The sequence below is a fragment of the Micromonospora cabrerizensis genome, assembly GCF_022230955.1.
GTDB classification, from domain to species: Bacteria; Actinomycetota; Actinomycetes; order Mycobacteriales; family Micromonosporaceae; genus Micromonospora; species Micromonospora cabrerizensis.
Genome location: NZ_JAKKFI010000053.1, coordinates 83,680 through 109,689, shown reverse-complemented (window position 1 = coordinate 109,689; position 26,010 = coordinate 83,680). Strand labels below are relative to the sequence as shown.

Here is a 26,010-nt window from a genome sequence, read left to right as displayed (position 1 = left end):
ATGGCCGAGCAGTCGACCGAGCACCTCGACCCGGCGGAGGCCCGCCCCGAGCGGCTGCGGGTGTTCCTGGTGGACGACCACGCCATGTTCCGGGCCGGGGTGCGTGCGGAGCTGGGCGCCCACGTCGAGGTGGTGGGCGAGGCGAGCACGGTGGCCGAGGCCATCACGCGGATCGCCGCCGTCGGACCGGACGTGGTGCTGCTCGACGTGCACATGCCCGACGGCGGCGGACGTGCGGTGCTGGAGGCGATGCGCCGTACCCACCCGCAGGTCAAGTTCCTCGCGTTGAGCGTCTCCGACGCGGCGGAGGACGTGATCGGGCTGATCCGCGCCGGTGCCCGGGGGTATGTCACCAAGACCATCTCCCCGGACGAGCTGGCCGCGGCGATCCGCCGGGTGGCGGACGGGGACGCGGTCTTCAGCCCTCGGCTGGCCGGCTTCGTGCTGGACGCCTTCGCGGCCCGACCGGACGCCCCGGTGGCCGACCCCGAGCTGGACCAGCTCACCAACCGTGAGCGGGAGGTGTTGCGGCTGCTGGCCCGGGGGTACGCGTACAAGGAGATCGCCAAGGAGCTGTTCATCTCCATCAAGACGGTGGAGACGCACGTGTCCAACGTGCTGCGCAAGCTCCAGATGTCCAACCGCTACGAACTCTCCCGTTGGGCGGCGGACCGCCGGCTCGTGTGACACCACGTCGGCGTGTGACACCACGTCGCCGTGTGACATCACGTCGCCGCGTGACACCAGGTTGCCCGGTGATACCGCCTCGCCCTGGCCGAGGATCAGACAAACGATCTTTGCGCCCTCGTCCACCCAGTTGGGTGATCGTGCCCGTGCAGCCGTAGTCGGCCTCATCCGGACGGGTCGAAAAACGGATGGTGACGGACGTCCCATCGGGCAGACATGAGCCCGACGTGTGCGCACCGGCCGGAGCCAGGTTTACGAGCGACGCAACGTATTTCCTGCTCAGTGCCGCCCGTGCCGACCGTTTTATGATCATTTTTCAAGTATCGGCAACGTGGCGGGCAACTAACGGCTTGATAACGGCACCTTCACGGAAGAGGCCAGTTGGTGTCACAGTGGCAGCACCTCACCATCGGTGTGTGGCACTCCGTACGGCCAACGACCACGTCCTCGCCGCTCGCGGCGGTTCGTGGCTGTGCCTCCTGCGTCGTGTCGCGCCTCGTTGGCGGGGGAGCCCGGCGGATCGGAACATCAGGGGTGTCCCCAACTTCCCTGTGGTCCCGGCGACCCGCGCCCCGGGGTGGTCGGGCGGTGTCACCCCCAAAACGTGCGTGAAACCCACGACGGAACCTGGTTAGAAAGAGGAGGCCCCTCGGAATGAGAGTCTCGAAGCGGGCGACGAGCGCAATCGCGCTCAGCGCGGCTGCCGCGCTTGTCGCGAGCGGTTGCTCGAGCGGTGACGGCGACGGCGACGCCGCCGCCAGCAAGGACGGCTCGATCATCGTCCACGGCGTCCAGCCGGAGAACCCGCTGGTCCCGTCGAACACCACGGAGACCGGCGGTGGCAAGGTCATCGACTGGCTGTTCACCGGCCTGGTCGAGTACCCGAACGACGGTGGGGCCCCGCGCAACGCGCTGGCCGAGTCCATCAACACCACGGACTCCAAGGTCTTCACGATCAAGATCAAGAAGGGCACGAAGTTCCACGACGGCACCGAGGTGAAGTCGAAGAACTTCGTCGACGCCTGGAACTGGGCCGCCTACTCGCCGAACGGCGCGCAGAACGGCACCTTCTTCTCCGACATCCAGGGCTTCGACCAGACCTACACCACGGACCCGGATGGTGCGGACGGCCCGCAGAAGGCCCCCGCGCCGACGGCTGACAAGCTGTCCGGCCTGAAGGTCGTCGACGAGCAGACCTTCGAGGTCACCCTGGCAGCGCCGACCGCGGTCTTCCCGACCAAGCTCGGCTACAGCGCCTTCATGCCGCTGCCGGACGTCTTCTTCACCCAGAAGCCGGAAGAGTTCGGCAAGAAGCCGGTCGGCAACGGCCCGGTGAAGTTCGTGTCGTGGGAGGACAACGTCCTCATCAAGCTGACGCGCTTCGACGACTACAACCTGCGCGACAAGATGAAGATCAAGGACGTCGACGTCAAGCTGTACCAGGACGAGACGGCCGCCTACGCCGACCTGCTGGCGAACAACCTCGACTTCATGGAGGTTGTCCCCACCTCGGCGCTCGCCGGTGACAAGTGGAAGACCGACCTCGGTGACCGGGGCCTGTCGACCGTCACGCCGTCGACCGCGCTGATCGCGTTCCCGACCTACGACAAGCGCTTCCAGAACCCGAAGCTGCGTCGTGCCGTGTCGCTGTCGATCAACCGGCAGGAAATCTCGGACAAGATCTTCTTCGGTACCCGCAAGCCGGCCGACAGCTGGGCGAACCCGCTGACCCCGGGCGCCAAGCCGGGCAACTGCACCGCCTGCAAGTTCGACCCGGCCACGGCCAAGACGCTGCTGACCGAGGCCGGTGGCTTCACCGGTGAGATGGTCTTCTACTACAACTCGGACTCCAGCCACAAGGACTGGATGGACGCCGTTGCGCAGCAGGTCAAGACCAACCTGGGCATCAACGCTCGGGCCGAGGGCGTGCCGACCTTCGCGGTCTTCCGCCAGAACATCAACGCCCACAAGATGAGCGGCCCGTACCGCGCTGCCTGGCAGCAGGACTACCCGGACGTCGAGAACTGGGTCAACCCGCTCTACATCACGGGTGGCTCCTCGAACGACGGTCTGTACAGCAACAAGGAGGTCGACGCCCTGGCGAAGCAGGCCAGCGGCGCGCCGAGCCTGGAGGCCTCGCACGAGGCGTTCTCCAAGGCCGTCGAGCTGGTCGACCAGGACGTCCCGAGCATCCCGATCTACTTCTACGGTCAGCAGTCCGGCCACTCGGAGAAGATCAAGAAGCTCGAGCTGAACAACGTCGGCGAGATCGACATCACCTCGGTCGAGCTCTGATCCGTTCGGTCTGACCCCGGGTCGGGCTCGCCACATCCGGTGAGCCCGACCCGGGGCCGTTCCGCGAGTGGGTGTTACAACACTCCACTCGCACGTTGTCACCACCGTGTCGGCCGTCCGACGCGCCCCCTGTCTGGAGGACCACCCCATGGGCCGTTATCTGTTGAGACGGCTGCTCCAACTCGTGCCGGTCTTCATCGGCTCGACGTTCCTGATCTACTGGCTCGTCTGGGCCGTCCCGGGCGATCCGTTCGCCGGCAAGTGCGGCGAGCGACGCTGCCCGGACCAGTACGTCGCCTTCATGACCGAGAAGTACCACCTCGACCAGAACGTCTTCGTGCAGTACGCCAACTACATGAAGAACCTGCTCCAGGGCGACTTCGGTCAGACGTTCTCGCAGCGCGACATCGGCGGCATCATCGCGACGGCGTACCCGAACACCCTGAAGCTGGCCCTGGTGGCGCTCGCCATCGAGGCCGTGATCGGCCTCGGTGCCGGCATCCTGACCGGTCTGCGCCGCAACGGCTTCCTGGACAACCTCGTACTGGTCTCCACCCTCTTCCTGCTTGCGCTGCCGGTGTTCGTCGTCGGTTTCGTGCTGCAGTGGCTGCTGGGCGTGCAGTGGCAGATCGTCAAGCCGACCGTCTCCTCGGAGATGCGGTGGTCCGAGCTGATCGTGCCGGGCTTCGTGCTCGGTAGTGCGTCGGTGGCGTACATCGCCCGGGTGGCGCGCACGAGCATCGCGGAGAACCGCCGCGCCGACTACGTGCGCACGGCCATCGCCAAGGGCCTGCCGATGCGCCGGGTGGTGGGCGTGCACCTGCTGCGCAACTCGCTCATCCCGGTGGTCACCCTGCTCGGCACCGACCTCGGTGCCCTGATGGGCGGCGCGATCGTCACCGAGGGCATCTTCCAGATCAACGGAATCGGCCGCGAGGTCTACCGCGCGATCATCACCAAGGAGAGCGCCACCGTGGTGGGCATTGTGGTCGTCCTGGTGGTCGTCTATCTCGTGATGAACCTGCTGGTTGACCTGCTCTACGCCGCCCTGGACCCGAGGATCCGTTATGAGTGACCCGAGTACCGCATCGATCGTCAGCACCCCGTCCGCGCAGCCGACCGACCCGGTCGGCCCTACCGTCGCCGGGCAGGGCAACGAAAAGCCGCGTGGCCTGCTCGGTGACGCCTGGCGGGACCTGCGCCGTAAGCCCCTGTTCTGGATCTCCGCGACGATCATCATGATCTTCCTGCTGATGGCCGCCTTCCCGGCGCTGTTCGCCCCGGGCGACGCGGTCAACGGGTCGCTGTCCCGCAGCCTCGTGAAGTCGAACGGGGACGCCTGGTTCGGGTACAACCTGCAGGGTCAGGACGTCTACGCGCGGGTCATCTACGGCGCGCGTGCCTCCATCGTGGTCGCCGTGCTCTCCGTGATCGGCACCCTGCTGGTCGGCGGCACCATGGGCATCATCGCGGGCTACCGCGGCGGTTGGGTGGACGCCCTGCTCAGCCGGATCGGCGACGTCTTCTTCGGGGTTCCGTTCGTGCTGGGTGCGATCGTCATCCTGACCACGTTCAACGGCTCGGGCTCCAACAACAGCAAGGCCGAGATCATGAGCCTGGTGACCATCTCGCTGATCGTGCTGAGCTGGCCGGTCGTGATGCGGTTGATGCGCTCCTCGGTGCTCGCCACCAGGGACGCCGACTACATCATCGCGGCTCGCGCACTGGGTGCCGGCACCGGCCGGATCATCCTCAAGCACCTGCTGCCGAACTGCCTGGCACCGCTGCTGGTCTACGGCACGATCATGGTCGGCTCGTTCATCGGCGCCGAGGCCACCCTGTCGTTCCTGGGTGTCGGCCTGAAGTCGCCGGTGGTGTCCTGGGGCATCATGATCAGCGAGGGTAAGGATTTCATCCGGGTCGCACCGGGGCTGGTCTTCTTCCCCGCCGCGTTCCTCGTCGCCGCCGTCCTGAGCTTCGTGATGCTCGGTGAATCGGTCCGCGAGGCCCTCGATCCGAAACTCCGCTAGGGGAGATCCAGTGTCCGACATTCTCGTGTCCGAGCAGTCCGCGCCGGGACCCGGCGGGTCCGGACGTCCCTCCGGCCGGCTGCTCGAGGTCGAAGACCTGCGGGTGGAGTTCCGTACCCGGGACGGCGTCGCAAAGGTCATCAACGGGGTCACCTACCACGTCGACGCGGGAGAGACCCTCGCCGTGCTCGGCGAGTCCGGCTCCGGTAAGAGCGTCACCGCGCAGACCATCATGGGCATCCTCGACACGCCGCCCGGCTTCGTCACCGGTGGGCAGGTCCGCTTCCACGGCAAGGACATGCTCCGCATGTCCGACGAGGAGCGCCGCCGCATCCGCGGCGAGGGCATCGCCATGATCTTCCAGGACGCGCTCTCCGCACTGAACCCCGTCTTCACCGTCGGGTTCCAGATCGCCGAGCAGTTCCGAGTCCGGCGGGGCATGGGTCGCGCGGAGGCCAAGAAGCGCGCGATCGACATGCTCGACCAGGTCAAGATCCCGAACGCCAAGAGCCGGTTCAACAACTACCCGCACCAGTTCTCCGGCGGTATGCGGCAGCGCGCGATGATCGCGATGTCGTTGGCGCTCGACCCGGAGGTGCTGATCGCGGACGAGCCGACCACCGCCCTCGACGTGACCGTGCAGGCCCAGATCATGGACCTGCTCGCCGAGCTTCAGCGTGAGCGGCAGATGGGCATGATCCTGATCACCCACGACCTCGGCGTGGTCGCCGACGTCGCGGACCGGATCGCGGTCATGTACGCGGGCCGGATCGTCGAGGAAGCCGACGTGTACGAGCTGTACGCCAAGCCGGCGCACCCGTACACGATCGGCCTGATCGACTCGATCCCGCGCCTGGACGAGAAGGGGCAGCAGCTCCGGACGATCAAGGGCCTCCCGCCGAACCTGATGAACATTCCGCCGGGCTGCCCGTTCAACCCGCGCTGCCCGATGGTCCAGCCGGTGTGCCGGGAGAAGGTCCCGCCGCTGCTGCAGGTCGGCGCCGCCCGGGCCAGCGCCTGCCACTTCGCCGAGGAGCTGGTGAACCGTGTCTGAGAACATCCTCGAGGTCAACGACCTGGTTAAGCACTACCCCGTCACGCAGGGTGTGGTGTTCAAGAAGACCGTCGGTCAGGTCAAGGCGGTCGACGGGGTCTCGTTCGGTCTGCGCGCCGGCGAGACGCTCGGTGTGGTCGGCGAGTCCGGCTGCGGCAAGTCGACCCTCGCCCGGGTGCTGATGAACCTGGAGAAGCCGACCGCCGGCAACGTGGTCTACAAGGGCCAGGACATCTCCAAGCTGTCCGGTGGGGCGCTGCGACGCCTCCGCCGGCAGATCCAGCTGGTCATGCAGGACCCGTACACCTCGCTGAACCCGCGGATGACCGTCGGTGACCTGCTCGGTGAGCCGTTCGAGATCCACCCGGAGGTGGCGCCGAAGGGCAGCCGCCGGGCCAAGGTCCGCGACTTGCTGGACGTGGTCGGGCTCAACCCGGAGCACATCAACCGGTACCCGCACCAGTTCTCCGGCGGTCAGCGTCAGCGCATCGGCATCGCCCGCGCGCTCGCGTTGCGGCCCGAGATCATCGTCTGCGACGAGCCGGTGTCGGCGCTGGACGTCTCCATCCAGGCTCAGGTGATGAACCTGCTGGAGCAGCTCCAGGGCGAGTTCGGGCTGTCGTACGTCTTCATCGCGCACGACCTGTCGGTGGTCCGCCACCTCTCGGACCGGGTCGCGGTGATGTACCTCGGCAAGATCGTCGAGATCGGCACCGAGGACGAGATCTACGAGCGGCCGACCCACCCGTACACCCAGGCGCTGCTCTCCGCGGTGCCGGTGCCGGACCCGACGCAGCGGAACAACAAGACGATCATCCGGCTCACGGGTGACGTGCCCTCGCCGATCAGCCCGCCCTCGGGCTGCCGGTTCCGGACCCGCTGCTGGAAGGCGCAGGACGTCTGTGCCGAGCAGGTCCCGCTGCTGGAGATCCGACGGGACTCGGACCACCCGAGCGCCTGCCACTTCGCGGAGCGGCGTCAGATCGTCGCCACCCACGAGGCGTGAGTCACCGGAACCGCCTGCCGACGTCACCACGACGACGGCAGGCGGTTTCGTCTGTCCGTGGCCCGGGACCGGCCGGAGCCCACGAGGGGCCGGCGGGCCGCACGAGTCAGCGTGGGTGGGTGCGGCTCACAGCGGGCCGCGGCCCGCACGGAGCAGCAGCAGGGCCAACTGGGTGCCGTCGGCGCCGAGCGCGACGCGGAAGCGCTCCAGGATCTCGCGCTCACGGGAGAGCACCAGGCGTGTGCCGCCGGACGCCATGCGGGTCACCCCGACCTCCTGGGACAACGCGGCCCGCTCCTGCCAGAGGGTGATCAGGGCGTGGTCGATCTCGTCGATCCGTTCTCTGATCTGCACGATCCGCGCGGAGGCGGACGGCTCCTCGGTGCCGGTCCGTGCCTCGGCCGGCCCGGTGTTCTCGCCCGCCGGCTCGCTCCCGTTGACCGCTGGCTGCTCAGCCTTCGGTCGGATCGGGCCGCCGCTCTGCTCCATCACGTCTGTCATCATCGGGTACCTCTCGCACGGTGGTGCCCCGTGCCCGGAACCCGGGACGGAAAAAGCCCCGGACTCCAGGAGCCCGGGGCTTTCGTAGGTCTGAATCGATCAGGCGCGACCCACGGCAGCCGGACTCCCGGTGCCGTAGTAAAAGTAGTAGCGCGCAGCGATCACGCCGTCGAGTATGCCCACGTCGATGCCGGGTGCGCAAGCATTCCGGTTTGAGATTCCCAGACCTCGGCGCGCGGCGCGGTGGCGGCACGCGGTCGGGCACGAGCTGCTGAGCGCCGAAGGCACAGTGTCCGGGTGGCGGCATAGACTTGTCAGGCGATGCATCCTCTCTTCGACATTCCCGCGTCCCCGCCTGCGCCGGAGTCCGCGCCGGCCCGCCCGGACCGGCCCCGGCCCGCCGCCGTACGCCTCGATCCGCAGCAGTTGCTCGCCGGGCTCAACGGGCCGCAGGGCGACGCGGTCAGCCACGCCGGCTCGCCGCTGCTGATCGTTGCCGGCGCCGGGTCCGGCAAGACCAGGGTGCTCACGCACCGGATCGCCTACCTGCTGGCCGCACGGGACGTCCACCCCGGCGAGATCATCGCGATCACCTTCACCAACAAGGCGGCCGGCGAGATGAAGGAGCGCGTCGCCGCGCTCGTCGGTCCGCGGGCGCGCCTGATGTGGGTGTCGACGTTCCACTCCGCGTGTGTCCGCATCCTGCGCGCCGAGCACGAGCACGCCGGCCTCAAGTCGACCTTCTCCATCTACGACGCGGACGACTCCCGCCGGCTGATGCAGTTGGTCACCCGGGAGCTGGATCTCGACCCGAAGCGCTACCCGGCGCGGGGGTTGGCCGCCCAGGTCAGCAATCTCAAGAACGAGCTGGTCGACCCGGAGCAGTTCGCCGCACGGGCCACCGGGCCCAACGAGCGGGCGCTGGCCGAGGCGTACACGCTCTACCAGCGCCGGCTGCGTGAGGCGCACGCACTGGACTTCGACGACCTGATCATGACGACGGTGCACCTGCTCCAGTCCCATCCGCACGTCGCGGAGAGCTACCGTCGGCGGTTCCGGCACGTGCTGGTGGACGAGTACCAGGACACCAACCACGCCCAGTACGTCCTGATCAAGGAGCTGGTGTCCGGCACCGACGGGCTGGAGCCCGCCGAGCTGTGTGTGGTCGGCGACGCGGACCAGTCGATCTACGCGTTCCGGGGTGCGACGATCCGCAACATCCTGGAGTTCGAACGGGACTTCACCGACGCGCGGACGATCCTGCTGGAGCAGAACTACCGCTCCACCCAGACCATCCTCAACGCCGCCAACGCGGTGATCGACCGGAACACCTCCCGCAAGCCCAAGCGGCTGTGGAGCGAGGCCGGCGCGGGCGAGCGGATCGTCGGTTACGTGGCCGACACCGAGCACGCCGAGGCGGACTGGGTGGCCCGGGAGATCGACCGGCTGGTCGACGCCGACGAGACCCGCCCCGGCGACGTCGCGGTCTTCTACCGCACCAACGCCCAGTCCCGCGTGTTCGAAGAGGTGTTCATCCGCGTCGGCCTGCCCTACAAGGTGGTCGGCGGGGTGCGCTTCTACGAGCGCAAGGAGGTCCGCGACGCGCTGGCGTACCTGCGTTCGGTGGTCAACGACGACGACACGGTGAGCCTGCGGCGGGTGCTCAACACCCCGCGCCGGGGGATCGGCGACCGCGCCGAGGCGTGCGTCGAGGCGCTCTCCAGCCGGGACCGGATCTCGTTCGGGGCGGCGCTGCGGCGGGCCCGGGAGGCGCCGGGCATCTCCAGCCGGGCGGCCAATGGCATCGCCGACTTCGTGGCGCTGCTCGACGGGGCCCGGGAGCTGTCCGAGACCGGCACTCCGGAGGAGGTGCTGGAGGCGCTGCTGACCCGCTCGGGCTACCTCACCGAGCTGGAGGAGAGCCTGGACCCGCAGGACGCCGGTCGGGTGGACAACCTCCAGGAGCTGGTCAGCGTCGCCCGCGAGTACACCGAGCGGATCGAGGCGCTGGGCGAGGAGGGGGACCGGGCCACCCTGGCCGGTTTCCTGGAGCAGGTGGCGCTGGTCGCCGACGCCGACCAGATCCCCTCCGACGACCCCGACCACCAGGGGGTGGTCACCCTCATGACGTTGCACACCGCCAAGGGGCTGGAGTTCCCGGTGGTCTTCCTGACCGGGCTGGAGGACGGCGTCTTCCCGCACCTGCGCTCGCTGGGCGACACCCGCGAGCTGGAGGAGGAGCGCCGGCTGGCGTACGTCGGCATCACCCGCGCCCGACAGCGGCTCTACCTCTCCCGGGCGGTGACACGCTCGGCCTGGGGGCAGCCGTCCTACAACCCGCCGTCGCGGTTCCTGGAGGAGCTGCCGACCGAGCTGGTGCACTGGGAGCGCACCGAAGGGTCGTACACCTCGTGGGCCGGCGGGGGCGGCGGCGTCGGTGGCCGCGCGGACCGCTCGCCCGGCGTGCGTGGCAACTTCACCGGGGGTACGCCGAAGGCGGCCCAGCTGGCGCAGCGGCTCGGCGTGGACGCCAGCCGGCTGACCACGGCCAGTGAGTTGCCGCAGGGGCCGAAGGTGGCAGCCGGCGACCGGGTGAACCACCAGCGGTACGGGCTGGGGCGGGTGCTCGCCGTCGAGGGGCACGGCCCGGGCGCCCGCGCGCAGATCGACTTCGGTGACCAGACCATGTGGCTGGTGCTGCGACACGCCCCGGTCGACAAGCTCTGACCTCACCGGGACCTGTGTAGCGGGTAGGGCCTACCTCACCGACGACCTTCCCGCTCACCGGCTGTCACCGCGACGGACCGCTTCGTAGGGTCACAGGACAGTCACTCCTGTCCGGGTCGGAGGTTGTCCCGTGAGCCACTCCATCAAGGGTCCGCCCGTCGAGAATCGGGCGTCGTCCGGGACGCTTCCCCGGATCGTCGACGTCGACGCGTTGCGCGCCGTGGCGCTGCTCCTCATCCTGGTCGTCAACGTCGCCTTCTTCGCCTCCGGCTATCCCTTCCACCTGGTTCCGGATCCCGCGCACGACTCGTGGGGCGACCAGACGGTCCGGTGGCTGGTCGAGCTGCTCTTCGCGATGAAGGCGTACCTGCTCTTCTCCTTCCTGTTCGGCTACAGCTTCACGCTCCAACTCGACTCCGCCGCGCGGCGCGGCGTCGACGTCGCCCCACGGTTCCGGCGACGGCTGGCCGGGCTCTTCGTGCTCGGCATCCTGCACGCGGTGCTGCTGTTCCAGGGCGACATCCTGGCCACGTACGCGTTGCTCGGCCTGGTCCTGCTTGCCATGCGGAGAGTCGGCGTCGGGACCGCGCTGCGCGTCGCCGTACTCCTGACCGGCGCTATCGGCTTCGTCCTCGCGCTCGCCGCCACGGGCGGGGTCCAGCTGGTCACCGATCCGGCGACGGCACTCGCGGCCGGGCAGCGGTCCACCGAGGCACTACAGGGCGGGATCGGCTCGGTGATCACCGAGCACGTACGCCAGCTGCCGGCGATGTTCGGCACGCTCCTCGTGCAGGGGCCGCTCGCCCTCTCGGCCTTCCTGTTCGGTTACGCGGCCGGGCGGCGGCGCCTGCTCACCGACGTCGTCGGCAACCGGCAGCTCCTGCGCCGGGTGCAGCAGCTGGGCTACCCGATCGGTCTGGCCGGTGCGGTGATCTTCGCATCGGGCGGCGGCACCGCCAACCTGACCGGGCTGACGGCGGGCGTGCTCACCGCACCGCTGCTCGCGGCCGCGTACGCCGCCACCCTGCTCCAGTTCTTCCAGACCGACCGGGGGCGGCGGGTCGTCGTCGTACTCGCCCCGGCCGGACGGATGTCCCTGTCGAACTACCTGGGTCAGTCGCTGCTCTGCGTGCTGGTCTTCACCGGAGTCGGGCTGGGCCTCGCCGGTGCCGTCGCGCCCCTGGTCGTCGTCCTCATCGCGGTCGCGATCTACGGTGTGCAGCTCGCTGCCAGCGCGGCGTGGATGGCCCGGTTCCGGTACGGGCCGATGGAGTGGTTGTTGCGGGCCTGGACCGAGCAGCGGTGGCCACGGCTGCGGGCCACGGACCCGGCATAGCTCTCGTCGAGACCGGCCTGCGGTGGCTCAGCAGCCGAGGTCCACGCCGCGTGTCCGCATGAACGGGGCCGGGTCGATCTGGTTCCACATGCCCTGGTGCACCTCGAAGTGCAGGTGCGGGCCGGTGGCGTCACCGGTCGCGCCCTCGTACCCGATGACCTGGCCGGCCTTGACCTTCTGGCCGACAGTGACCGCGATGCGGCTCTGGTGGGCGTAGTGGGTCAGGTATCCGTTGCCGTGGTCGACGAAGACGGAGTTGCCGTACCCGTCGGAGGCGTCACCGGCCTGGGTCACGGTGCCTGCGGCCGCGGCGCGGATCGGTGTGCCGGAGGGCAGCGCCAGGTCGATACCGGCGTGCAGGGTGCCCCAGCGCTGTCCGTAGCAGGAGGTGACGGCTGCGCCCGGCATCGGGTCGACCCAGGCGGGCGTGGGCTTGGTGGTCTTCTTCGGCTTCGGCTTGGCCTTCGCGGTGGCCGTCTTCGCGGGCGTCGGGCTGGCGCTGGCCACGGACGGGCTCGCTGTCGGGCTGGCCGAGGGGGCGACCGGTGTGCTCGACTCGCGGGCGGAGCGGTCCGCCCGGCTGGCGGCCTCGGCCCGGTTCTGCGCGTCCAGGGAGACGGCGGCGGGCGCCGGGTGGTCGGGGCCGGTGGTGGCGACGGCGACGCCACCGAGGCCCAGGGCCACCAGGGCGGCGGCGCCGAGCACGATGAGTCGGTTCCGCCGGCCGGCGCGCTGCGGCTGCACGGTCTGGGCGGCGTCGCGGGTGTTCTCGTTCTGGACGGGGCTGTCTTCCTGCACGGCGGACCTTCACAGTCGAGGGGCACTTGACCTCGAAATACTGGTGTCGGACCGAGTCGGGGTGGGCGCGGGGACCAGGGCACCGCACGCCGGGCGGCGTAGCCGCTGCCCGGATATGACCCGCTCTGCGGCGCTCTATCCAGAAAAGTGATCATGCTTGGTGGTGTCGCCGGTCACAATCGCGACTGTGACCCGGGATACATCCACCCGGCTGGAGCAACGAAAAACCGCCCGGATCAACAGATCCGGGCGGTCAACGGTCGTTACGCACCGTCAGGAGGCGGCTACCTCGCTGTAGATTGCCTCGACTTGCAGCTTGATGTCCACTCCGCGCTCCTGGAGGAACGGCACCGGGTCGATCGGCTGGCCCTTGACATGGATCTCCAGGTGCAGGTGCGTGCCGTAGGCGTGGCCGGTCTGGCCCACCAGCCCAAGCTGGTCGCCGGCCTTGATCTGCTGGCCTTCCTTCACGCTCACCGCGGAGGAGTGGCCATAGATGGCCTCGCTGCCGTCGGCGTGCTGAACGATCACCGCATTGCCGTACCCGCCGAACCAGCCGGCCTTGGTGACCAGCCCGTCGTGGATCGCCACGTAGGGAGTGCCCTCGCCGGCGACCAGGTCCACGCCGGTGTGCAGCTTGCCCCAGCGCATCCCGTAGGGCGAGTTGAAGTCGTAGCCCTGCAGCGGCAGCAGCCAGACCTCGGGCTCGGCGCTGTCCTTGCTGCGGCTGTCGCGCGAGGCGCGGTCGGCGTTGTCCGCACGGGCGGCCGCGTCCTGACTGGTGACCGACGCCTGCTTGAGCTCGTCGAGCACCGTCGGGCTGACGTCCTTGGCGTCCGGCAGGGCGCTCGCGCCGAGGGCGACGATGCCGGCCCCGACGAACGCCGTGGTGACGACAGCGGCGTAACGGCTGCGCGGTGGGGTGGGCACACGGCGACGACCGCGATATCGATCGGGCTCAGACGACAGGCGCTGGCGCACGCACACCCTCCGTTGTCGGGGTTCCGAAGCGGCCGGTGGGCGTTCGTGAAGCTCAAGTGAACGTCCGCTGACCGCGTCGTCACCCGTCCATGGACCTGATGACAACCGTGGACACGTTAGCCAACCACCAGGCGAGTCACAAGCTAGACGGCAAAACTGGCGTGTCGATCTGTCCGTTTGCGTCCACGATTGTCATGCATCGCGACGCCGAACGGTGCCCTCGATGCTGCCCGTTCGTCGCCGAGCGTGACCGATCCGGCGGAGTCGTCCGACTTGACTCGGGGCGGTGCCGGAACCACCCCGCCGGCGGGCCCGGATCGGCTCCGCCGGCCTTGCCGGGCGGTCGGGGTCCGCTGCCCGCCGGCCTTGCCGGGCGGTCGGGGTCCGCTGCCCGCCGGCCTTGCCGTCCGGCCGGGCAGGGCAGCCCGCCAGCCGGTACGACAATGCCGGGCGGGGACCGGCGGCGAGCCGGGTATCCGGCCCGGATTTCCTGGGCCGGGCTCGCCGGGTTACCGTTCGTTCAGGTGAAGGCCGTGATGCCGGTGAAAGGTGTGCGCTGATGAGCTCTCGTATTCGGGTCGTCGTCGCCAAGCCCGGCCTGGACGGCCACGACCGGGGCGCGAAGGTGGTCGCGCGCGCTCTGCGGGACGCCGGCATGGAGGTCGTCTACACCGGCCTGCACCAGACTCCCGAGCAGATCGTGGAAACCGCCATCCAGGAGGACGCCGACGCGGTCGGCCTGTCCGTCCTCTCCGGCGCGCACATGACGCTCTTCCGGCGGGTGCTGGAACTGCTCGGTGAGCGGGACGCCCGCGACATCGTCGTGTTCGGCGGCGGCATCATTCCGAACGGCGACATTCCCGAGTTGGAGAAGCTGGGCGTGGCAAAGATCTTCACGCCGGGTGCCACCACTCAGGCGATTGTCGAGTGGGTCCGAGAGAACGTCGCGCAGCCGGTTTCCTGAGGCTGGGTGCGAAAGCCGCTCGCCTATCCGATTTTGGGCACGGGGGAGGGGCCGGACGCACCCCTCACACGTCCGGCCCCTCTATGCACGATGCCCCGCCGCCACCCCTCGACCGACAGGGCATCGGCCGTCTCCCGTCATCACGCTTCTCAGCGCTCCGACATCTGACTCAACGACGCCCCCACGGCCGGGTTACGCAAGCCGGACAACATCGCCCAGATGGTTGATGCCGTCCGGGTCCCGGACGGAAACCGGCCGCGTCCGATGTCCGGTTGTGCATTACCGCACACCGCGCACCCGCTCGGTTGCCGGTGGTGCCGACCTCGCTAGGCTGCGGCCAATGGCCTGTTTCAACTGATGACAGGCGTCAAACTGTTTTTTGAACGCTGGTGGCGGCGCGACGGCGCGCCGCGGAGACGGGACGGGACGCGCAATCGTGGACCTGTACGAGTACCAGGGGCGGGACCTGTTCGAACGGCACGGCTTGCCCGTGCTGGCCGGCGGCGTCGCCACTACCCCGGAAGAGGCCCGTGCGATCGCCGAACGCCTCGGCGGTCGCGTGGTCGTCAAGGCGCAGGTGAAGGTCGGCGGCCGAGGTAAGGCCGGCGGCGTCAAGCTGGCCGAGGGCGCCGAGGAGACGGTGGCCCGCGCCACCGACATCCTCGGCATGGACATCAAGGGTCACACCGTCCACAAGGTCATGATCACGGTGACCGCGGACGTGGCCGAGGAGTACTACTTCTCGTACCTGCTCGACCGAGCGAACCGCACCTTCCTCTGCATCGCCAGCGTCGCCGGCGGCATGGACATCGAGCAGGTCGCCGCCGACACTCCCGACAAGGTCGTGAAGGCCCCGATCGACGCCGTGAAGGGCGTGGACGAGGCCAAGGCCCGCGAGATCGTGACCGCCGCCGGCTTCCCGGCCGAGGTCGCCGACCAGGTGGTCGAGATCGCCGTCGGCCTGTGGCAGGCGTTCGTCGCCGAGGACGCCACCCTGGTCGAGGTCAACCCGCTCGCCAAGAACGGCGACGGACGGATGCTGCTCCTCGACGCCAAGATCAGCCTGGACGAGAACGCGGCGTTCCGGCACCCGGACCACGAGGCGCTGGTCGACCAGGCCGCGGTGGACCCGCTGGAGCAGGCCGCCAAGGCCAAGGACCTCAACTACGTCAAGCTCGACGGCGAGGTCGGCATCATCGGCAACGGCGCGGGTCTGGTCATGTCGACCCTCGACGTGGTCGCGTACGCCGGGGAGCGGCACGGCAACGTCAAGCCGGCCAACTTCCTCGACATCGGCGGCGGCGCGAGCGCCGCCGTGATGGCGAACGGGCTGGAGATCGTGCTCTCCGACCCGGCCGTGAAGAGCGTCTTCGTCAACGTCTTCGGCGGCATCACCGCCTGTGACGAGGTCGCGAACGGCATCATCCAGGCGCTGGCGCTGCTGGAGCAGCGTGGCGAGCAGGTCACCAAGCCGCTCGTCGTCCGTCTCGACGGCAACAACGCCGAGGCTGGCCGGGCGATCCTGGACAGCGCGAACAACCCGCTCGTGCAGCGGGTGGACACCATGGACGGTGCGGCCGAGCGGGCCGCCGAGCTGGCAGCTGCGGGGGTCTGATCATGGCTATCTGGCTGACCAAGGACTCGAAGGTCATCGTCCAGGGGATGACCGGTTCCGAGGGTTCCAAGCACACCCGGCGGATGCTCGCCGCCGGCACCAACGTGGTGGGCGGCGTCAACCCGCGCAAGGCGGGCCAGAAGGTCGACTTCGACGGCACCGAGCTGCCGGTCTTCGCGTCCGTCGCGGACGCGATGGCCGAGACCGGGGCCGACGTCACGGTCATCTTCGTGCCGCCGCAGTTCACCAAGGCCGCCGTGGTCGAGGCGATCGACGCCGCGATCGGCCTGGCCGTGGTGATCACCGAGGGCGTGCCGGTGCACGACACCGCGTCGTTCTGGGCGTACAACGTGTCCAAGGGCGAGCAGACCCGGATCGTCGGGCCGAACTGCCCCGGCATCGCCTCGCCCGGCGCGTCCAACGCCGGCATCATCCCGGCCGACATCACCGGCTCCGGCCGGATCGGTCTGGTCAGCAAGAGCGGCACGCTGACCTACCAGATGATGTACGAGCTGCGTGACATCGGCTTCTCCACCTGCGTCGGCATCGGCGGTGACCCGATCATCGGGACCACCCACATCGACGCCCTGGCGGCGTTCGAGGCCGACCCGGAGACCGACGCCATCGTCATGATCGGTGAGATCGGTGGCGACGCCGAGGAGCGGGCCGCCGAGTTCATCAAGGCCAACGTCACCAAGCCGGTGGTCGGCTACATCGCCGGCTTCACCGCTCCTCCCGGCAAGACCATGGGTCACGCCGGGGCGATCATCTCCGGCTCGGCCGGCACCGCCGAGGCGAAGCAGGCGGCGCTGGAGGCTGTCGGCGTCAAGGTCGGCAAGACGCCGACCGAGACCGCGAAGCTGATGCGGGAGATCATGTCCGGCAACTGAGCCGGTCAGGCAACGTTGAAGGGGGTCGACCGCAGCCGGTCGGCCCCCTTCGGCGTACCTGCGCCGGCGGCGCGTCCCGCTGGTGGCGCAGCCCGCTCAGTCGTTGTTCCAGAACGGGTAGTTGCCGGTGGCGCGCAGGATCGCCCCGCCGATGATGTTGATCACGCCGAACACGATGGCGAGGTAGCCCAGTAGCGGTGACTGCCCGTACCGACGGGCGTCGCGGATGGACAGGTAGCCGAAGATGATGCCCAGGATGCCGCAGCAGATCAGCCCGAGCACGATGCCCAGCACGCCCCAGAGCGTGGTCCGGTCCCGTCCCCGGGCCGGTGGGGGCGGGGGCGGCGGGTACGGCGTCGTCACAGCGTCCTCCGGGCGGTCGTGGGCGGCGAGCCGGCCGGACCGCGACCGGCGGACCCGACCCGGGTGGCGGCGACTCGCGCCCCCTCTGGCCGAGGCTAGACCGGGCCGGCCGGGCGCGGCCCAGGTTCGGTCAACTCGCCGCCCTTCGGGCGGGTTAACGGACTGCCACCGCCCGCGCGACGTGCCAGAGTAGAGCGGATGTCCCCCGTCACCCCTGACCGTCCCAGCCGTCCCGGCGGTGTGAGCGCCGACGACCGGCCGGTCGATCGTGCCGCCCGGGCCCGACGGGTGCCCGCGCCCCGCGTTGGCGGGTCCCCACGTGGGCGCGCGCCGTTGCCCGTCGCCGCCGGGGTGGCGGCCGGCTGGGCCGCCCTCACCTCCTACCTGCCGGTCGCCGTCGTGCTCGGTCTGGTCCAGCTCGGCACGGATTCGACGACCCTGGTCAGCACCCTGCGCACGGCGCTGGCCGGTTGGCTGCTCGGCCACGGCGTGCCGCTGCACACCGACTCCGGCCCGCTCGGGCTCGCCCCGCTGGCGCTGACGGTGCTCGCGCTCTGGCGGCTCAGTCGGGCCGGCGTGCACGTCAGTCGCGCGATCGGCGCCCGGGACACCCGCTCACCGCGCCGCGCGCTGCTCGCCGCGGGCGCGGTCGGCATCGCGTACGCGCTGCTGGGCGCACTCGCGGCGGTGCTGGTCGGCGCCGGTGGGCCGACGGTGTCCCTGATCCGGGCGGGCGCCACGTTCGCGGTGGTCGGCACACTCGCCGCGCTGATCGGCGCGGTCCGGATCACCGCCGTCACCCGGCTGCTCGTCACCCGGCTGCCCAACCCGGTACGGGACGGCGTTCGCACCGGTCTGGTGGCCGGGCTGCTGCTGCTCGGGGCCGGTGCCGGTGCGGCCGGCCTGGCGGTGGCCACCGGCGGCGGTGACGCGGCGGACATGATCGGGGCGTACCGGACGGGGGTCGCCGGGCAGGCCGGGATCACCCTGGTCAGCGTCGCGTACGCGCCGAACGCGGCGATCTGGTCGGCCAGCTATCTGCTCGGGCCGGGCTTCGCGGTCGGCACCGACACCGCGGTTCGCACCAGCGAGGTGTCGGTCGGCGCACTGCCAGCCGTGCCGCTGCTCGCCGGCCTGCCGCGGGGCCCGGTGGACGGCATCGGCGCCCTGCTGCTCGCGGTGCCGGTGTTGGCCGGAATGGTGGCCGGCTGCCTGCTCGCCCGCCGGGTGGCTCGACTCGTCGGGCCGGAGCGGGCCCCACAGCGGTGGGCCGAGGTGCTGGGGCCGGCGGCGCTGGCCGGGCCGGTGGCCGGCGTGCTGCTCGGTGTGGCCGCCGCGGTCTCCGGCGGGCCGCTGGGCGCCGGTCGGCTGGCACAGGTCGGGCCGGTGGGCTGGCAGGTCGGTGCGGTGGCGACAGCCGTCATCGCGGTCGGGGCACTGCTCGGCGCCGCCGCCACCCGGGCCCTCACCCGCACCCCCGCGCAGTAGACGCGCGCGGGGCGCCCCGGACGAATCCGGAGCGCCCCGTCGAATCCGAGCTTGTCAGGGCTGGGTGGGCAGGGCCACGTTCGCCACGATGCTCAGGATGATCAGGATGATGCCCAGACCGACACCGACGGCGCCGCAGATCAGGCCGGCCTTGGCCTGCCCGGCGTTGTTGGCCAGGCCCTGGGCGACCTTCTGGCGGGCGAGGTAGCCGGTCACCACGGCCGCGATGCCGATCGGGATGCCCAGGTAGAAGCAGCAGATCAGCGGGATCGAGGCGATACCGAGGATCATCGACACCAGGCCGAGGGTGTTGTTCTGCCCCTGGCCTCCCTGCGGGTAGCCGACGTTGGGGGGCGTCGGGCCGCCGTACTGGGGCTGCTGCTGGCCGTACGGGTCCTGGTACGGCTGCTGCCCGTACGGCTGACCCGAGGTCGGCTGCTGACCGTACGGGGCGGCCGGCGGCTGGCCGTACGGGTTCTGCGGCGGCTGGGGTGCGTTCGGGTCCTGGTTGGGCTGCTGGCCGTACGGGTCCTGGCCGGGGTTACCGGGTTGCATTCGAGAGCTCCTTGAACTGGTTCCGTCAGTTGCTGCTGTTGTTTCCACCCATGATCGCTGTCAGTCCTCGGAAAGCACAGCGCGGCAAGACCACGACATCGTCACGGTGCTGCCGATCGACGGTTGCCGTTGGGGGTGGTGACCGGGCGACACGGGTGCTCCTCAGTGCAGCGACACCGCTGGTGCGCCGATCGGCGGACCGACGAGGTGTTCGGCCCGAGCGAGCGGCAGCGTACCGGGTCGATGCACGTCGGCACTGTCAAAGATCGGCGCGCCGCCCAGCCGGAGGGCGTCCTGACCTGCCCGATAGGGTGGCCCGGTGACCGAGCCCGCGCCTGTCGCCCGCATCGTCGTCCTCATCTCCGGCTCCGGGAGCAACCTCCAGTCGCTGCTGGATGCCGCCGTCGATCCCGCGTACGGTGCGCAGGTCGTCGCGGTCGGCGCGGACCGCGACGGCATCGCGGGCCTGGACCGGGCCGAGGCCGCGGGGGTGCCGACCTTCGTCGAGCGGGTCCGTGATCACGACACCCGGGAGGACTGGGACCGGGCGCTCACCGCGCACGTCGCGAAGCACCAACCCGACCTGGTCATCTCCGCCGGTTTCCTCAAGCTGGTCGGCCCGCACTTCCTCGCCGCCTTCGGTGACCGCTACCTGAACACCCACAACACCCTGCTGCCGGCGTTTCCCGGCATCCACGGCCCCCGGGACGCCCTCGCCTACGGCGTGAAGCTCACCGGGGCCACCCTCTTCTTCGTCGACGCCGGCATGGACACCGGGCCGATCGTCGCGCAGGTCGCGGTGCCGGTGCTCGACGACGACGACGTGGACACGCTCACCGAGCGCATCAAGGAAGCCGAGCGGCGCCAGCTCGTCGAGCAGGTCGGTCGCCTGGTCCGCGAAGGCTGGACCATCACCGGAAGGAAGGTCACGGTTCCGTGAGTCCCACTCAGGACGGGCGCCGCCCGATCAGGCGGGCGCTGGTCAGCGTCTACGACAAGACCGGGCTGGTCGAGCTGGCTCAGGCCCTGCACGCCGCCGGTGTGGAGATCGTGTCCACCGGAAGCACTGCGGGCACCATCGCCGCCGCCGGTGTGCCGGTGACGCCGGTGGAGACGGTGACCGGGTTCCCCGAGGTGCTCGACGGCCGGGTGAAGACCCTGCACCCGAAGGTGCACGCGGGTCTCCTCGCCGATCTGCGAAAGGACACGCACGTCGCGCAGCTCGACGAGCTGGGGGTGGCGGCGTTCGACCTGCTGGTCTCCAACCTCTACCCCTTCCAGGCGACCGTGGCGTCGGGTGCGGGCGTCGAGGAGTGCGTGGAGCAGATCGACATCGGTGGCCCGGCCATGGTGCGGGCCGCCGCCAAGAACCACGCCTCGGTCGCGGTGCTCACCGACCCGGCCGGTTACCCGGCACTGATCGGCGCGCTCGGCGAGGGGGGCTTCACCCTGGCCCAGCGCCGCGCGCTGGCCGCCCGGGCGTTCGCCGACATCGCCGAGTACGACGTGGCCGTGGCCCGGTGGTGCGCACAGGAGCTGGCACCCGCCGACGACTGGTGGCCGCAGTTCGCGGGGCTGGCGCTGCGCAAGTCGACCGCGCTGCGGTACGGCGAGAACCCGCACCAGGCGGCGGCGCTCTACACCGACCCGGACGCCCCGGCAGGGCTGGCTCAGGCCGAGCAGTTGCACGGCAAGGAGATGTCCTACAACAACTACGTCGACGCGGACGCTGCCTGGCGGGCGGCGAACGACTTCGCCGACCAGCCGGCTGTCGCGATCATCAAGCACGCCAACCCGTGCGGCATCGCGATCGGCGCGGACGTGGCCGAGGCGCACCGCAGGGCGCACGCCTGCGACCCGGTGTCGGCGTACGGCGGCGTCATCGCGGTCAACCGGCCGGTCTCGGTCGAGCTGGCCCGACAGGTGGCCGAGATCTTCACCGAGGTGGTGGTCGCGCCCGGCTTCGACGATGGCGCGGTCGAGGTGTTGCAGGCGAAAAAGAACATCCGGCTGCTGCGGGCGCCGGCCTGGACGCCGGCACTGGTGGAGTTGCGGCCGGTGACCGGTGGTGTGCTGGCGCAGGTCGCCGACCGGGTGGACGCCCCCGGCGACGACCCGGCGACCTGGCAGTTGGCGACCGGCGAGGCCGCCGACGAGGAGTTGCTGCGGGACCTGGCGTTCGCGTGGCGGGCGGTCCGGGCCGTGAAGAGCAACGCGATCCTGCTGGCCAAGGACGGCGCGACCGTCGGGGTCGGCATGGGTCAGGTCAACCGGGTCGACTCGGCGCAGCTCGCGGTCAGCCGCGCCGGTGCCGAGCGGGCTCGGGGTTCGGTCGCCGCCTCGGACGCGTTCTTCCCGTTCGCCGACGGCCCGCAGATCCTCATCGACGCCGGCGTCCGCGCCATCGTGCAGCCCGGAGGCTCGATCCGCGACGAGGAAGTCATCGAAGCGGCCAAGAAGGCCAACGTGACGATGTACCTGACGAAAACCCGCCACTTCTTCCACTGACCGGTCGCGCCGCCTCGTTGATCATGAAGTTATTGCCCTGACACGCCGACGTGCAGGGCAATAACTTCATGATCGACGGCAGGGTTCGGTCAGGCCGCTGGGGTTGGGCGGAGTTCGGCGAAGTGGCAGGCGGACGGGTGGGGGTCTGCCGCTCTCGGGACCGTTTTCGGGTCTTCCACGGCGCAGATCTCCTGGGCCTTCCAGCAACGGGTCCGGAAGTGACACCCGCTCGGCGGGTCGGCCGGGCTGGGCACGTCGCCGACCAGGCGGATCATGTTGCGCTGGTCGCGGGCCTCCGGGTCCGGCACCGGCACCGCGGAGAGCAGAGCCTGGGTGTACGGGTGGGTGGCCCGCTCGTAGATCTCGTCCTCGGTGCCGATCTCGACGATCCGACCGAGGTACATCACCGCCACCCGGTCGGCGATGTGCCGCACTACGGACAGGTCGTGGGCGATGAAGATGTACGACAGCCCCAGCTCGTTCTGCAACTGCTTCAGCAGGTTGATCACCTGGGCCTGGATGGAGACGTCCAGCGCCGACACCGGCTCGTCGCAGACGATCACCTCGGGCCGCAGCGCGAGCGCCCGGGCGATGCCGATGCGCTGACGCTGACCGCCGGAGAACTGGTGCGGGTACCGGTTGATGTGTTCGGGGTTGAGCCCGACCACGTCCAGCAGTTCCTGGACCCGCTTCTGCTTGCTGCCCTTCGGCGCGGCATCCGGGTGGATCTCGAACGGCTCGCCGATGATGTCGCCGACGGTCATCCGCGGGTTCAGCGACGTGTACGGGTCCTGCATCACCATCTGCATGTTGCGGCGCACCCGGCGCAGCTCGCCACCGGAGGCCTTGAACAGGTCCCTGCCCTCCAGGGTGGCCCCTCCGGAGGTGGGTGTCTCCAGTCGCATCAGCAGCCGGGCGAGGGTGGACTTGCCGCAGCCGGACTCGCCGACCACACCCAGGGTCTCGCCCCGACGCAGCTCGAAACTCACCCCGTCCACAGCCTTCACCGCGCCGACCTGCCGCTGGAACAGCACGCCCTGCGTGATCGGGAAGTGCTTCACCAGGTTGTCGACGGAGAGGATCGTCTCGCCGCGGACCTTGCCGGGGCTAGCGGGCGGCGCTGTCATCACGGACCTCCTGCGCGAAGTGGCAAGCGCTGGTCCGGCCGTCGCCGAGGACCAGGTCGTGCGGCACGACGTCCACGCAGACCTGCTGGACGTACGGGCACCGGGGGTGGAACGGGCAGCCGGACGGGATGCGCATCAGGTTCGGCGGCAACCCCTTGATCGTCGACAGTTCCTCGCCGCGGACGTCCAGGCGCGGGATCGACTCCAACAAACCCTTGGTGTACGGGTGGGCGGGCGCCTTGTAGAGCGAGCGGACGTCGGCGTGCTCGACGATCCGGCCGGCGTACATGACCGCGATCCGGTCCGCGACACCGGCGACCACGCCCAGGTCATGGGTGATCAGGATCATCGCCATGTCGCGTTCCTGGCGCAGGTCGGCCAGTAGATCCATGATCTGGGCCTGGACGGTCACGTCGAGGGCCGTGGTGGGCTCGTCGGCGATCAGCACCTTCGGGTCCAGCGCCAGCGCCATCGCGATCATGACGCGCTGCCGCATACCGCCGGAGAACTGGTGCGGATAGTCGCCGATGCGCTTGGCGGCACCGGGGATCTTGACCAGGTCCATCAGCTCGATGGCACGGCGTCGGGCGTCGGACCGGGACAGGCCGGCGCGCTGGCGCAGCGTCTCACCGATCTGCCAGCCGACCGGAAACACCGGGTTCAGTGCGGAGAGCGCGTCCTGGAAGATCATTGCGATCTCCTTGCCGCGTACCTGCCGGCGCTGTTCCTCGGATTGGGTGAGCAGGTCCTGGCCCTGGTAGAGGATCTGACCGGAGCGGACGAACGCGGGCGGGGTGTCCAGGATGCCCATGATCGCCTGGGCGGTGACCGACTTGCCCGAGCCGGACTCGCCGAGCACGGCCAGTGTCTCGCCGGCGTCCAGGTGGTACGACACGCCGTTGATCACCCGGGCCACGCCCTCGTTGGTGCGGAACTCGACGTGCAGGTCCCGCAGCTCCAGCAGGTGACCGCCCTCGGGCGTGGCGGAGGCGGGCGTGGGTTGAACGGTCATGGCTGTGCCTGCCTTTCGCTCGCGACTGCGGGGCTCGCTTCGCTCACTCCTCGCGCTCGCATGAGTCACCGCAGCTTCGGGTCGAAGGCGTCACGGATCGCGTCGCCGAGCATGATGAACGCCAGAACGGTCAGCGCGAGGAATGCCGACGGGACGATCAGCGGTGTGGCGGCCTCGCGCATGTGGATCCGGCCGGTGTCGATGTCCTGGCCCCACGAGATGGTCGGCGCCTTCAGGCCGATGCCCAGGAAGGAGAGCGTCGCCTCGGCCGCGATGAACGAGCCGAGCGCGATGGTCAGCACGACGATGACCGGGGCCAGCGAGTTCGGCAGGATGTGCCGCCACATGATCCGGCTGTTGCCGGCGCCGAGCATCCGGGCCGCCGCGACGTAGTCCTGCTCCTTGGCGGTGATCACCGAGGAGCGGACCACGCGGGCGGCGGTGGTCCAGCCGAGCAGGGCGAGCACGAAGACGACCGCGCCGATCCGTGCCCACTGGCTGTCGCTGGACACCCGCTTGAGCAGCACGATCGCGGCCAGCAGCAGCGGGATGCCGAGCACCACGTCGATCACCCGGGAGAGCACCGCGTCGACCCACCGGCCGAAGTAACCGGCCAGCATACCGATCACCAGCGCGATGATCCCGGTGCCGAGCGCGGCGAGCGCGCCGACCAGCAGCGAGGCGCGGGTGCCGTAGACCGCACGGGAGTACGTGTCGCAGCCCTGGAAGTCGTACCCGAAGATGGCCCCGCCGGACGGCCCCGCGTGCTGCCGGGAGAGCAGGCAGTCGTTCGGGTTGTTGGCGGTGAACACCCCGGGGAGCAGCGCCATCAGGGTGAAGATGACGACCAGCGCCAGCGAGATCCAGAAGATCGGGTTGCGGCGCAGGTCCCGCCAGGCGTCTCCGGCCAGGCTGCGGGGCTTGTTCGCGGCACCGACCTGGTTGGGTGTGCCCGGCTCGCCCGAGGGGCCACGCCGCGCGGCCTGGTTCTCGGTCGCCGCCACAGTCTCGAAGTCACTCATGCGGCACCTCGCTGCGCTCACTCATAGCGGATCCTCGGGTCGAGTACGGCGTACAGGACGTCCACCACCAGGTTCGAGACCAGGTAGACCACGACGAGCACGCTGACGATGCCCACCACCAGGGGGCCGTCCTCGGTGCGGATGCCGCGGAAGAGGTTGAATCCGACGCCGGGGATGTTGAAGACGCCCTCGGTGATGATCGCGCCGCTCATCAGGTTGCCCAGCTCCACACCGAGGAAGGTGACCACCGGGATCAGCGAGTTGCGCAGTACGTGGACGATGACGATGCGGCGCTTGACCAGACCCTTGGACCGGGCGGTCCGGACGTAGTCCGCGCGCAGGTTCTCCGCCACCGAGGCCCGGGTGAGCCGCAGCGCGGTGGCCAGCGACAGCGAGCCGAGCACGATGCCTGGCAGCAGGAGCGCGTAGAACGTCGGGTCCGAGCCGGCGGTGGGCGGGAACAGCTGCCACTTGACGCCCAGGAAGTACTGCGCCAGCGGCGCCAGCACGATCGTCGGGATGCCCAGCACCAGCAGGGTCAGCACCAGGGTCGAGTTGTCGAAGATGCTGGCTCGGCGGATACCGGCGATCACGCCCGCGCTGACTCCGAAGATGATCGCCACAGCGAGCGCGATGAGAGCGAGCCGCACGGTGACCGGCCAGGCCTGCTGGAGGATGTCACCGATGCTCCGACCGGTGAGGGACTCGCCCAGGTTGCCCTGGAGCAGGTCCTTCACGTAGTCGAAGTAGCGGTAGAAGAAGCCGCCGACGCCCGTCTGATCCAGGTTGTACTTCTCGGTCAGGTAGGCCCGTTGGGCTGGCGTCACCGGCCGCTCGCCGGCGAGCGCCTGGATCGGGTCGCCCTGTCCGGCGAATGTCAGCGCGTAGACGATCAGGGTGGTCCCGAAGAACGCCAGGACCATCTGCAGTAGGCGCCGCAAGATGTAGCGGAACATGCTTAGCAGTCTCTCCGGAAATGTGCGAAAGGGTCGCAGGACGGCATCTCTGGTCGTACCCGAAATATCCGAGACGTGCCGTCCGGCCCGGGGGA

The 26,010-nt window shown here is 69.8% G+C and carries 23 protein-coding genes; 14 read left to right on the top strand and 9 right to left on the bottom strand.

Features of this window, described 5'->3' with window-relative positions:
- The 6 genes from LADH09A_RS10545 to LADH09A_RS10520 all read left to right on the top strand — a co-directional run bounded on the left by LADH09A_RS10545 (position 1) and on the right by LADH09A_RS10520 (position 7,072).
- Positions 1–687 carry a response regulator gene (locus tag LADH09A_RS10545; protein ID WP_238644759.1) on the top strand — a complete coding sequence of 229 codons (687 nt, stop codon included), beginning with the start codon at positions 1–3 and terminating at the stop codon, positions 685–687.
- 654 nt (positions 688–1,341) lie between these two features.
- On the top strand, positions 1,342–2,982 hold the full coding sequence (locus LADH09A_RS10540) for a peptide ABC transporter substrate-binding protein (protein ID WP_238644692.1): 1,641 nt from the start codon (positions 1,342–1,344) through the stop codon (positions 2,980–2,982).
- 148 nt (positions 2,983–3,130) lie between these two features.
- A complete protein-coding gene (locus LADH09A_RS10535) occupies positions 3,131–4,057 on the top strand; it encodes an ABC transporter permease (protein ID WP_238644691.1) in 927 nt (308 codons plus the stop codon).
- Positions 4,050–5,012, top strand: coding sequence for an ABC transporter permease (locus LADH09A_RS10530; protein ID WP_238644690.1), 963 nt, complete (start codon positions 4,050–4,052; stop codon positions 5,010–5,012). The genes LADH09A_RS10535 and LADH09A_RS10530 overlap by 8 nt, the downstream gene beginning before the upstream one ends.
- A 25-nt stretch (positions 5,013–5,037) precedes the next feature.
- The gene (locus LADH09A_RS10525; RefSeq protein ID WP_238644758.1) at positions 5,038–6,066 is read left to right on the top strand and encodes an ABC transporter ATP-binding protein; all 1,029 of its coding nucleotides are present in this window, start codon (positions 5,038–5,040) and stop codon (positions 6,064–6,066) included.
- Positions 6,059–7,072 carry an ABC transporter ATP-binding protein gene (locus LADH09A_RS10520; RefSeq protein WP_308194524.1) on the top strand — a complete coding sequence of 338 codons (1,014 nt, stop codon included), beginning with the start codon at positions 6,059–6,061 and terminating at the stop codon, positions 7,070–7,072. The genes LADH09A_RS10525 and LADH09A_RS10520 overlap by 8 nt, the downstream gene beginning before the upstream one ends.
- A gap of 126 nt (positions 7,073–7,198) precedes the next feature.
- On the opposite strand, the gene LADH09A_RS10515 is transcribed toward LADH09A_RS10520, so the two are convergent.
- The gene (locus LADH09A_RS10515; RefSeq protein ID WP_238644689.1) at positions 7,199–7,576 is read right to left on the bottom strand and encodes a chorismate mutase; all 378 of its coding nucleotides are present in this window, start codon (positions 7,574–7,576) and stop codon (positions 7,199–7,201) included.
- A gap of 318 nt (positions 7,577–7,894) precedes the next feature.
- Between LADH09A_RS10515 and pcrA the strand changes: the two genes are divergently transcribed.
- Together pcrA and LADH09A_RS31875 are read left to right on the top strand one after the other, a co-directional pair.
- Positions 7,895–10,300 (top strand): DNA helicase PcrA, encoded by a 2,406-nt coding sequence (gene pcrA, locus LADH09A_RS10510; protein WP_238644688.1) that lies wholly within the window; start codon positions 7,895–7,897, stop codon positions 10,298–10,300.
- Between the two features lie 130 nt (positions 10,301–10,430).
- Entirely contained in the window at positions 10,431–11,636 is a 1,206-nt protein-coding gene (locus LADH09A_RS31875) for a DUF418 domain-containing protein (RefSeq protein ID WP_238644687.1), read from the top strand.
- Between the two features lie 27 nt (positions 11,637–11,663).
- On the opposite strand, the gene LADH09A_RS10500 is transcribed toward LADH09A_RS31875, so the two are convergent.
- Together LADH09A_RS10500 and LADH09A_RS10495 are read right to left on the bottom strand one after the other, a co-directional pair.
- Complete coding sequence (locus LADH09A_RS10500) at positions 11,664–12,434, bottom strand: M23 family metallopeptidase (RefSeq protein WP_372492256.1); 771 nt, start codon at positions 12,432–12,434, stop codon at positions 11,664–11,666.
- Between the two features lie 273 nt (positions 12,435–12,707).
- A complete protein-coding gene (locus LADH09A_RS10495; protein ID WP_238644686.1) occupies positions 12,708–13,415 on the bottom strand; it encodes a M23 family metallopeptidase in 708 nt (235 codons plus the stop codon).
- A gap of 559 nt (positions 13,416–13,974) precedes the next feature.
- Between LADH09A_RS10495 and icmB the strand changes: the two genes are divergently transcribed.
- The 3 genes from icmB to sucD all read left to right on the top strand — a co-directional run bounded on the left by icmB (position 13,975) and on the right by sucD (position 16,884).
- On the top strand, positions 13,975–14,379 hold the full coding sequence (icmB, locus tag LADH09A_RS10490; protein ID WP_088987674.1) for a coenzyme B12-dependent isobutyryl CoA mutase small subunit: 405 nt from the start codon (positions 13,975–13,977) through the stop codon (positions 14,377–14,379).
- 436 nt (positions 14,380–14,815) lie between these two features.
- Positions 14,816–15,994 (top strand): ADP-forming succinate--CoA ligase subunit beta, encoded by a 1,179-nt coding sequence (gene sucC, locus LADH09A_RS10485; protein WP_204942002.1) that lies wholly within the window; start codon positions 14,816–14,818, stop codon positions 15,992–15,994.
- Positions 15,995–15,996: 2 nt separating this feature from the next.
- The gene (gene sucD / locus LADH09A_RS10480; protein ID WP_238644685.1) at positions 15,997–16,884 is read left to right on the top strand and encodes a succinate--CoA ligase subunit alpha; all 888 of its coding nucleotides are present in this window, start codon (positions 15,997–15,999) and stop codon (positions 16,882–16,884) included.
- 96 nt (positions 16,885–16,980) lie between these two features.
- Here the strand turns inward: sucD and LADH09A_RS10475 are convergent, their stop codons facing one another.
- Entirely contained in the window at positions 16,981–17,247 is a 267-nt protein-coding gene (locus LADH09A_RS10475; protein ID WP_179780945.1) for a DUF4190 domain-containing protein, read from the bottom strand.
- Positions 17,248–17,445: 198 nt separating this feature from the next.
- On the opposite strand from LADH09A_RS10475, the gene LADH09A_RS10470 reads away from it, so the two are divergent.
- Entirely contained in the window at positions 17,446–18,735 is a 1,290-nt protein-coding gene (locus LADH09A_RS10470) for a cell division protein PerM (RefSeq protein ID WP_238644684.1), read from the top strand.
- 54 nt (positions 18,736–18,789) lie between these two features.
- Here the strand turns inward: LADH09A_RS10470 and LADH09A_RS10465 are convergent, their stop codons facing one another.
- Positions 18,790–19,290: a DUF4190 domain-containing protein gene (locus LADH09A_RS10465; RefSeq protein WP_238644683.1), complete on the bottom strand. Its 501-nt coding sequence runs from the start codon at positions 19,288–19,290 to the stop codon at positions 18,790–18,792.
- 319 nt (positions 19,291–19,609) lie between these two features.
- On the opposite strand from LADH09A_RS10465, the gene purN reads away from it, so the two are divergent.
- Positions 19,610–20,230 (top strand): phosphoribosylglycinamide formyltransferase, encoded by a 621-nt coding sequence (purN, locus tag LADH09A_RS10460; protein ID WP_088950139.1) that lies wholly within the window; start codon positions 19,610–19,612, stop codon positions 20,228–20,230.
- Positions 20,227–21,798 (top strand): bifunctional phosphoribosylaminoimidazolecarboxamide formyltransferase/IMP cyclohydrolase, encoded by a 1,572-nt coding sequence (purH, locus tag LADH09A_RS10455; RefSeq protein WP_238644682.1) that lies wholly within the window; start codon positions 20,227–20,229, stop codon positions 21,796–21,798. Before purN ends, purH begins: the two co-directional genes overlap by 4 nt.
- 89 nt (positions 21,799–21,887) lie before the next feature.
- Here purH and LADH09A_RS10450 read toward each other — a convergent pair whose 3' ends face one another.
- The 4 genes from LADH09A_RS10450 to LADH09A_RS10435 all read right to left on the bottom strand — a co-directional run bounded on the left by LADH09A_RS10450 (position 21,888) and on the right by LADH09A_RS10435 (position 25,915).
- A complete protein-coding gene (locus LADH09A_RS10450) occupies positions 21,888–22,925 on the bottom strand; it encodes an ABC transporter ATP-binding protein (protein ID WP_238644681.1) in 1,038 nt (345 codons plus the stop codon).
- Positions 22,906–23,937 (bottom strand): ABC transporter ATP-binding protein, encoded by a 1,032-nt coding sequence (locus LADH09A_RS10445; protein WP_238644680.1) that lies wholly within the window; start codon positions 23,935–23,937, stop codon positions 22,906–22,908. The genes LADH09A_RS10450 and LADH09A_RS10445 overlap by 20 nt, the downstream gene beginning before the upstream one ends.
- A gap of 65 nt (positions 23,938–24,002) precedes the next feature.
- A complete protein-coding gene (locus LADH09A_RS10440; protein WP_238644679.1) occupies positions 24,003–24,959 on the bottom strand; it encodes an ABC transporter permease in 957 nt (318 codons plus the stop codon).
- A 17-nt stretch (positions 24,960–24,976) separates the two neighbouring features.
- Positions 24,977–25,915, bottom strand: coding sequence for an ABC transporter permease (locus LADH09A_RS10435; RefSeq protein ID WP_088950134.1), 939 nt, complete (start codon positions 25,913–25,915; stop codon positions 24,977–24,979).
- Positions 25,916–26,010 lie beyond the last annotated feature (95 nt).

Coding starts and splice junctions, on each gene's coding strand:
- LADH09A_RS10515 (WP_238644689.1), bottom strand. CDS start 7,576: ATGATGACAGACGTGATGGAGCAGAGCGGCGGCCCGATCCGACCGAAG.
- LADH09A_RS10435 (WP_088950134.1), bottom strand. CDS start 25,915: ATGTTCCGCTACATCTTGCGGCGCCTACTGCAGATGGTCCTGGCGTTC.
- LADH09A_RS10465 (WP_238644683.1), bottom strand. CDS start 19,290: ATGCAACCCGGTAACCCCGGCCAGGACCCGTACGGCCAGCAGCCCAAC.
- LADH09A_RS10450 (WP_238644681.1), bottom strand. CDS start 22,925: ATGACAGCGCCGCCCGCTAGCCCCGGCAAGGTCCGCGGCGAGACGATC.
- LADH09A_RS10530 (WP_238644690.1), top strand. CDS start 4,050: ATGAGTGACCCGAGTACCGCATCGATCGTCAGCACCCCGTCCGCGCAG.
- LADH09A_RS10535 (WP_238644691.1), top strand. CDS start 3,131: ATGGGCCGTTATCTGTTGAGACGGCTGCTCCAACTCGTGCCGGTCTTC.
- sucD (WP_238644685.1), top strand. CDS start 15,997: ATGGCTATCTGGCTGACCAAGGACTCGAAGGTCATCGTCCAGGGGATG.
- LADH09A_RS10540 (WP_238644692.1), top strand. CDS start 1,342: ATGAGAGTCTCGAAGCGGGCGACGAGCGCAATCGCGCTCAGCGCGGCT.
- LADH09A_RS10470 (WP_238644684.1), top strand. CDS start 17,446: ATGTCCCCCGTCACCCCTGACCGTCCCAGCCGTCCCGGCGGTGTGAGC.
- icmB (WP_088987674.1), top strand. CDS start 13,975: ATGAGCTCTCGTATTCGGGTCGTCGTCGCCAAGCCCGGCCTGGACGGC.
- LADH09A_RS10445 (WP_238644680.1), bottom strand. CDS start 23,937: ATGACCGTTCAACCCACGCCCGCCTCCGCCACGCCCGAGGGCGGTCAC.
- LADH09A_RS10440 (WP_238644679.1), bottom strand. CDS start 24,959: ATGAGTGACTTCGAGACTGTGGCGGCGACCGAGAACCAGGCCGCGCGG.
- LADH09A_RS10545 (WP_238644759.1), top strand. CDS start 1: ATGGCCGAGCAGTCGACCGAGCACCTCGACCCGGCGGAGGCCCGCCCC.
- pcrA (WP_238644688.1), top strand. CDS start 7,895: ATGCATCCTCTCTTCGACATTCCCGCGTCCCCGCCTGCGCCGGAGTCC.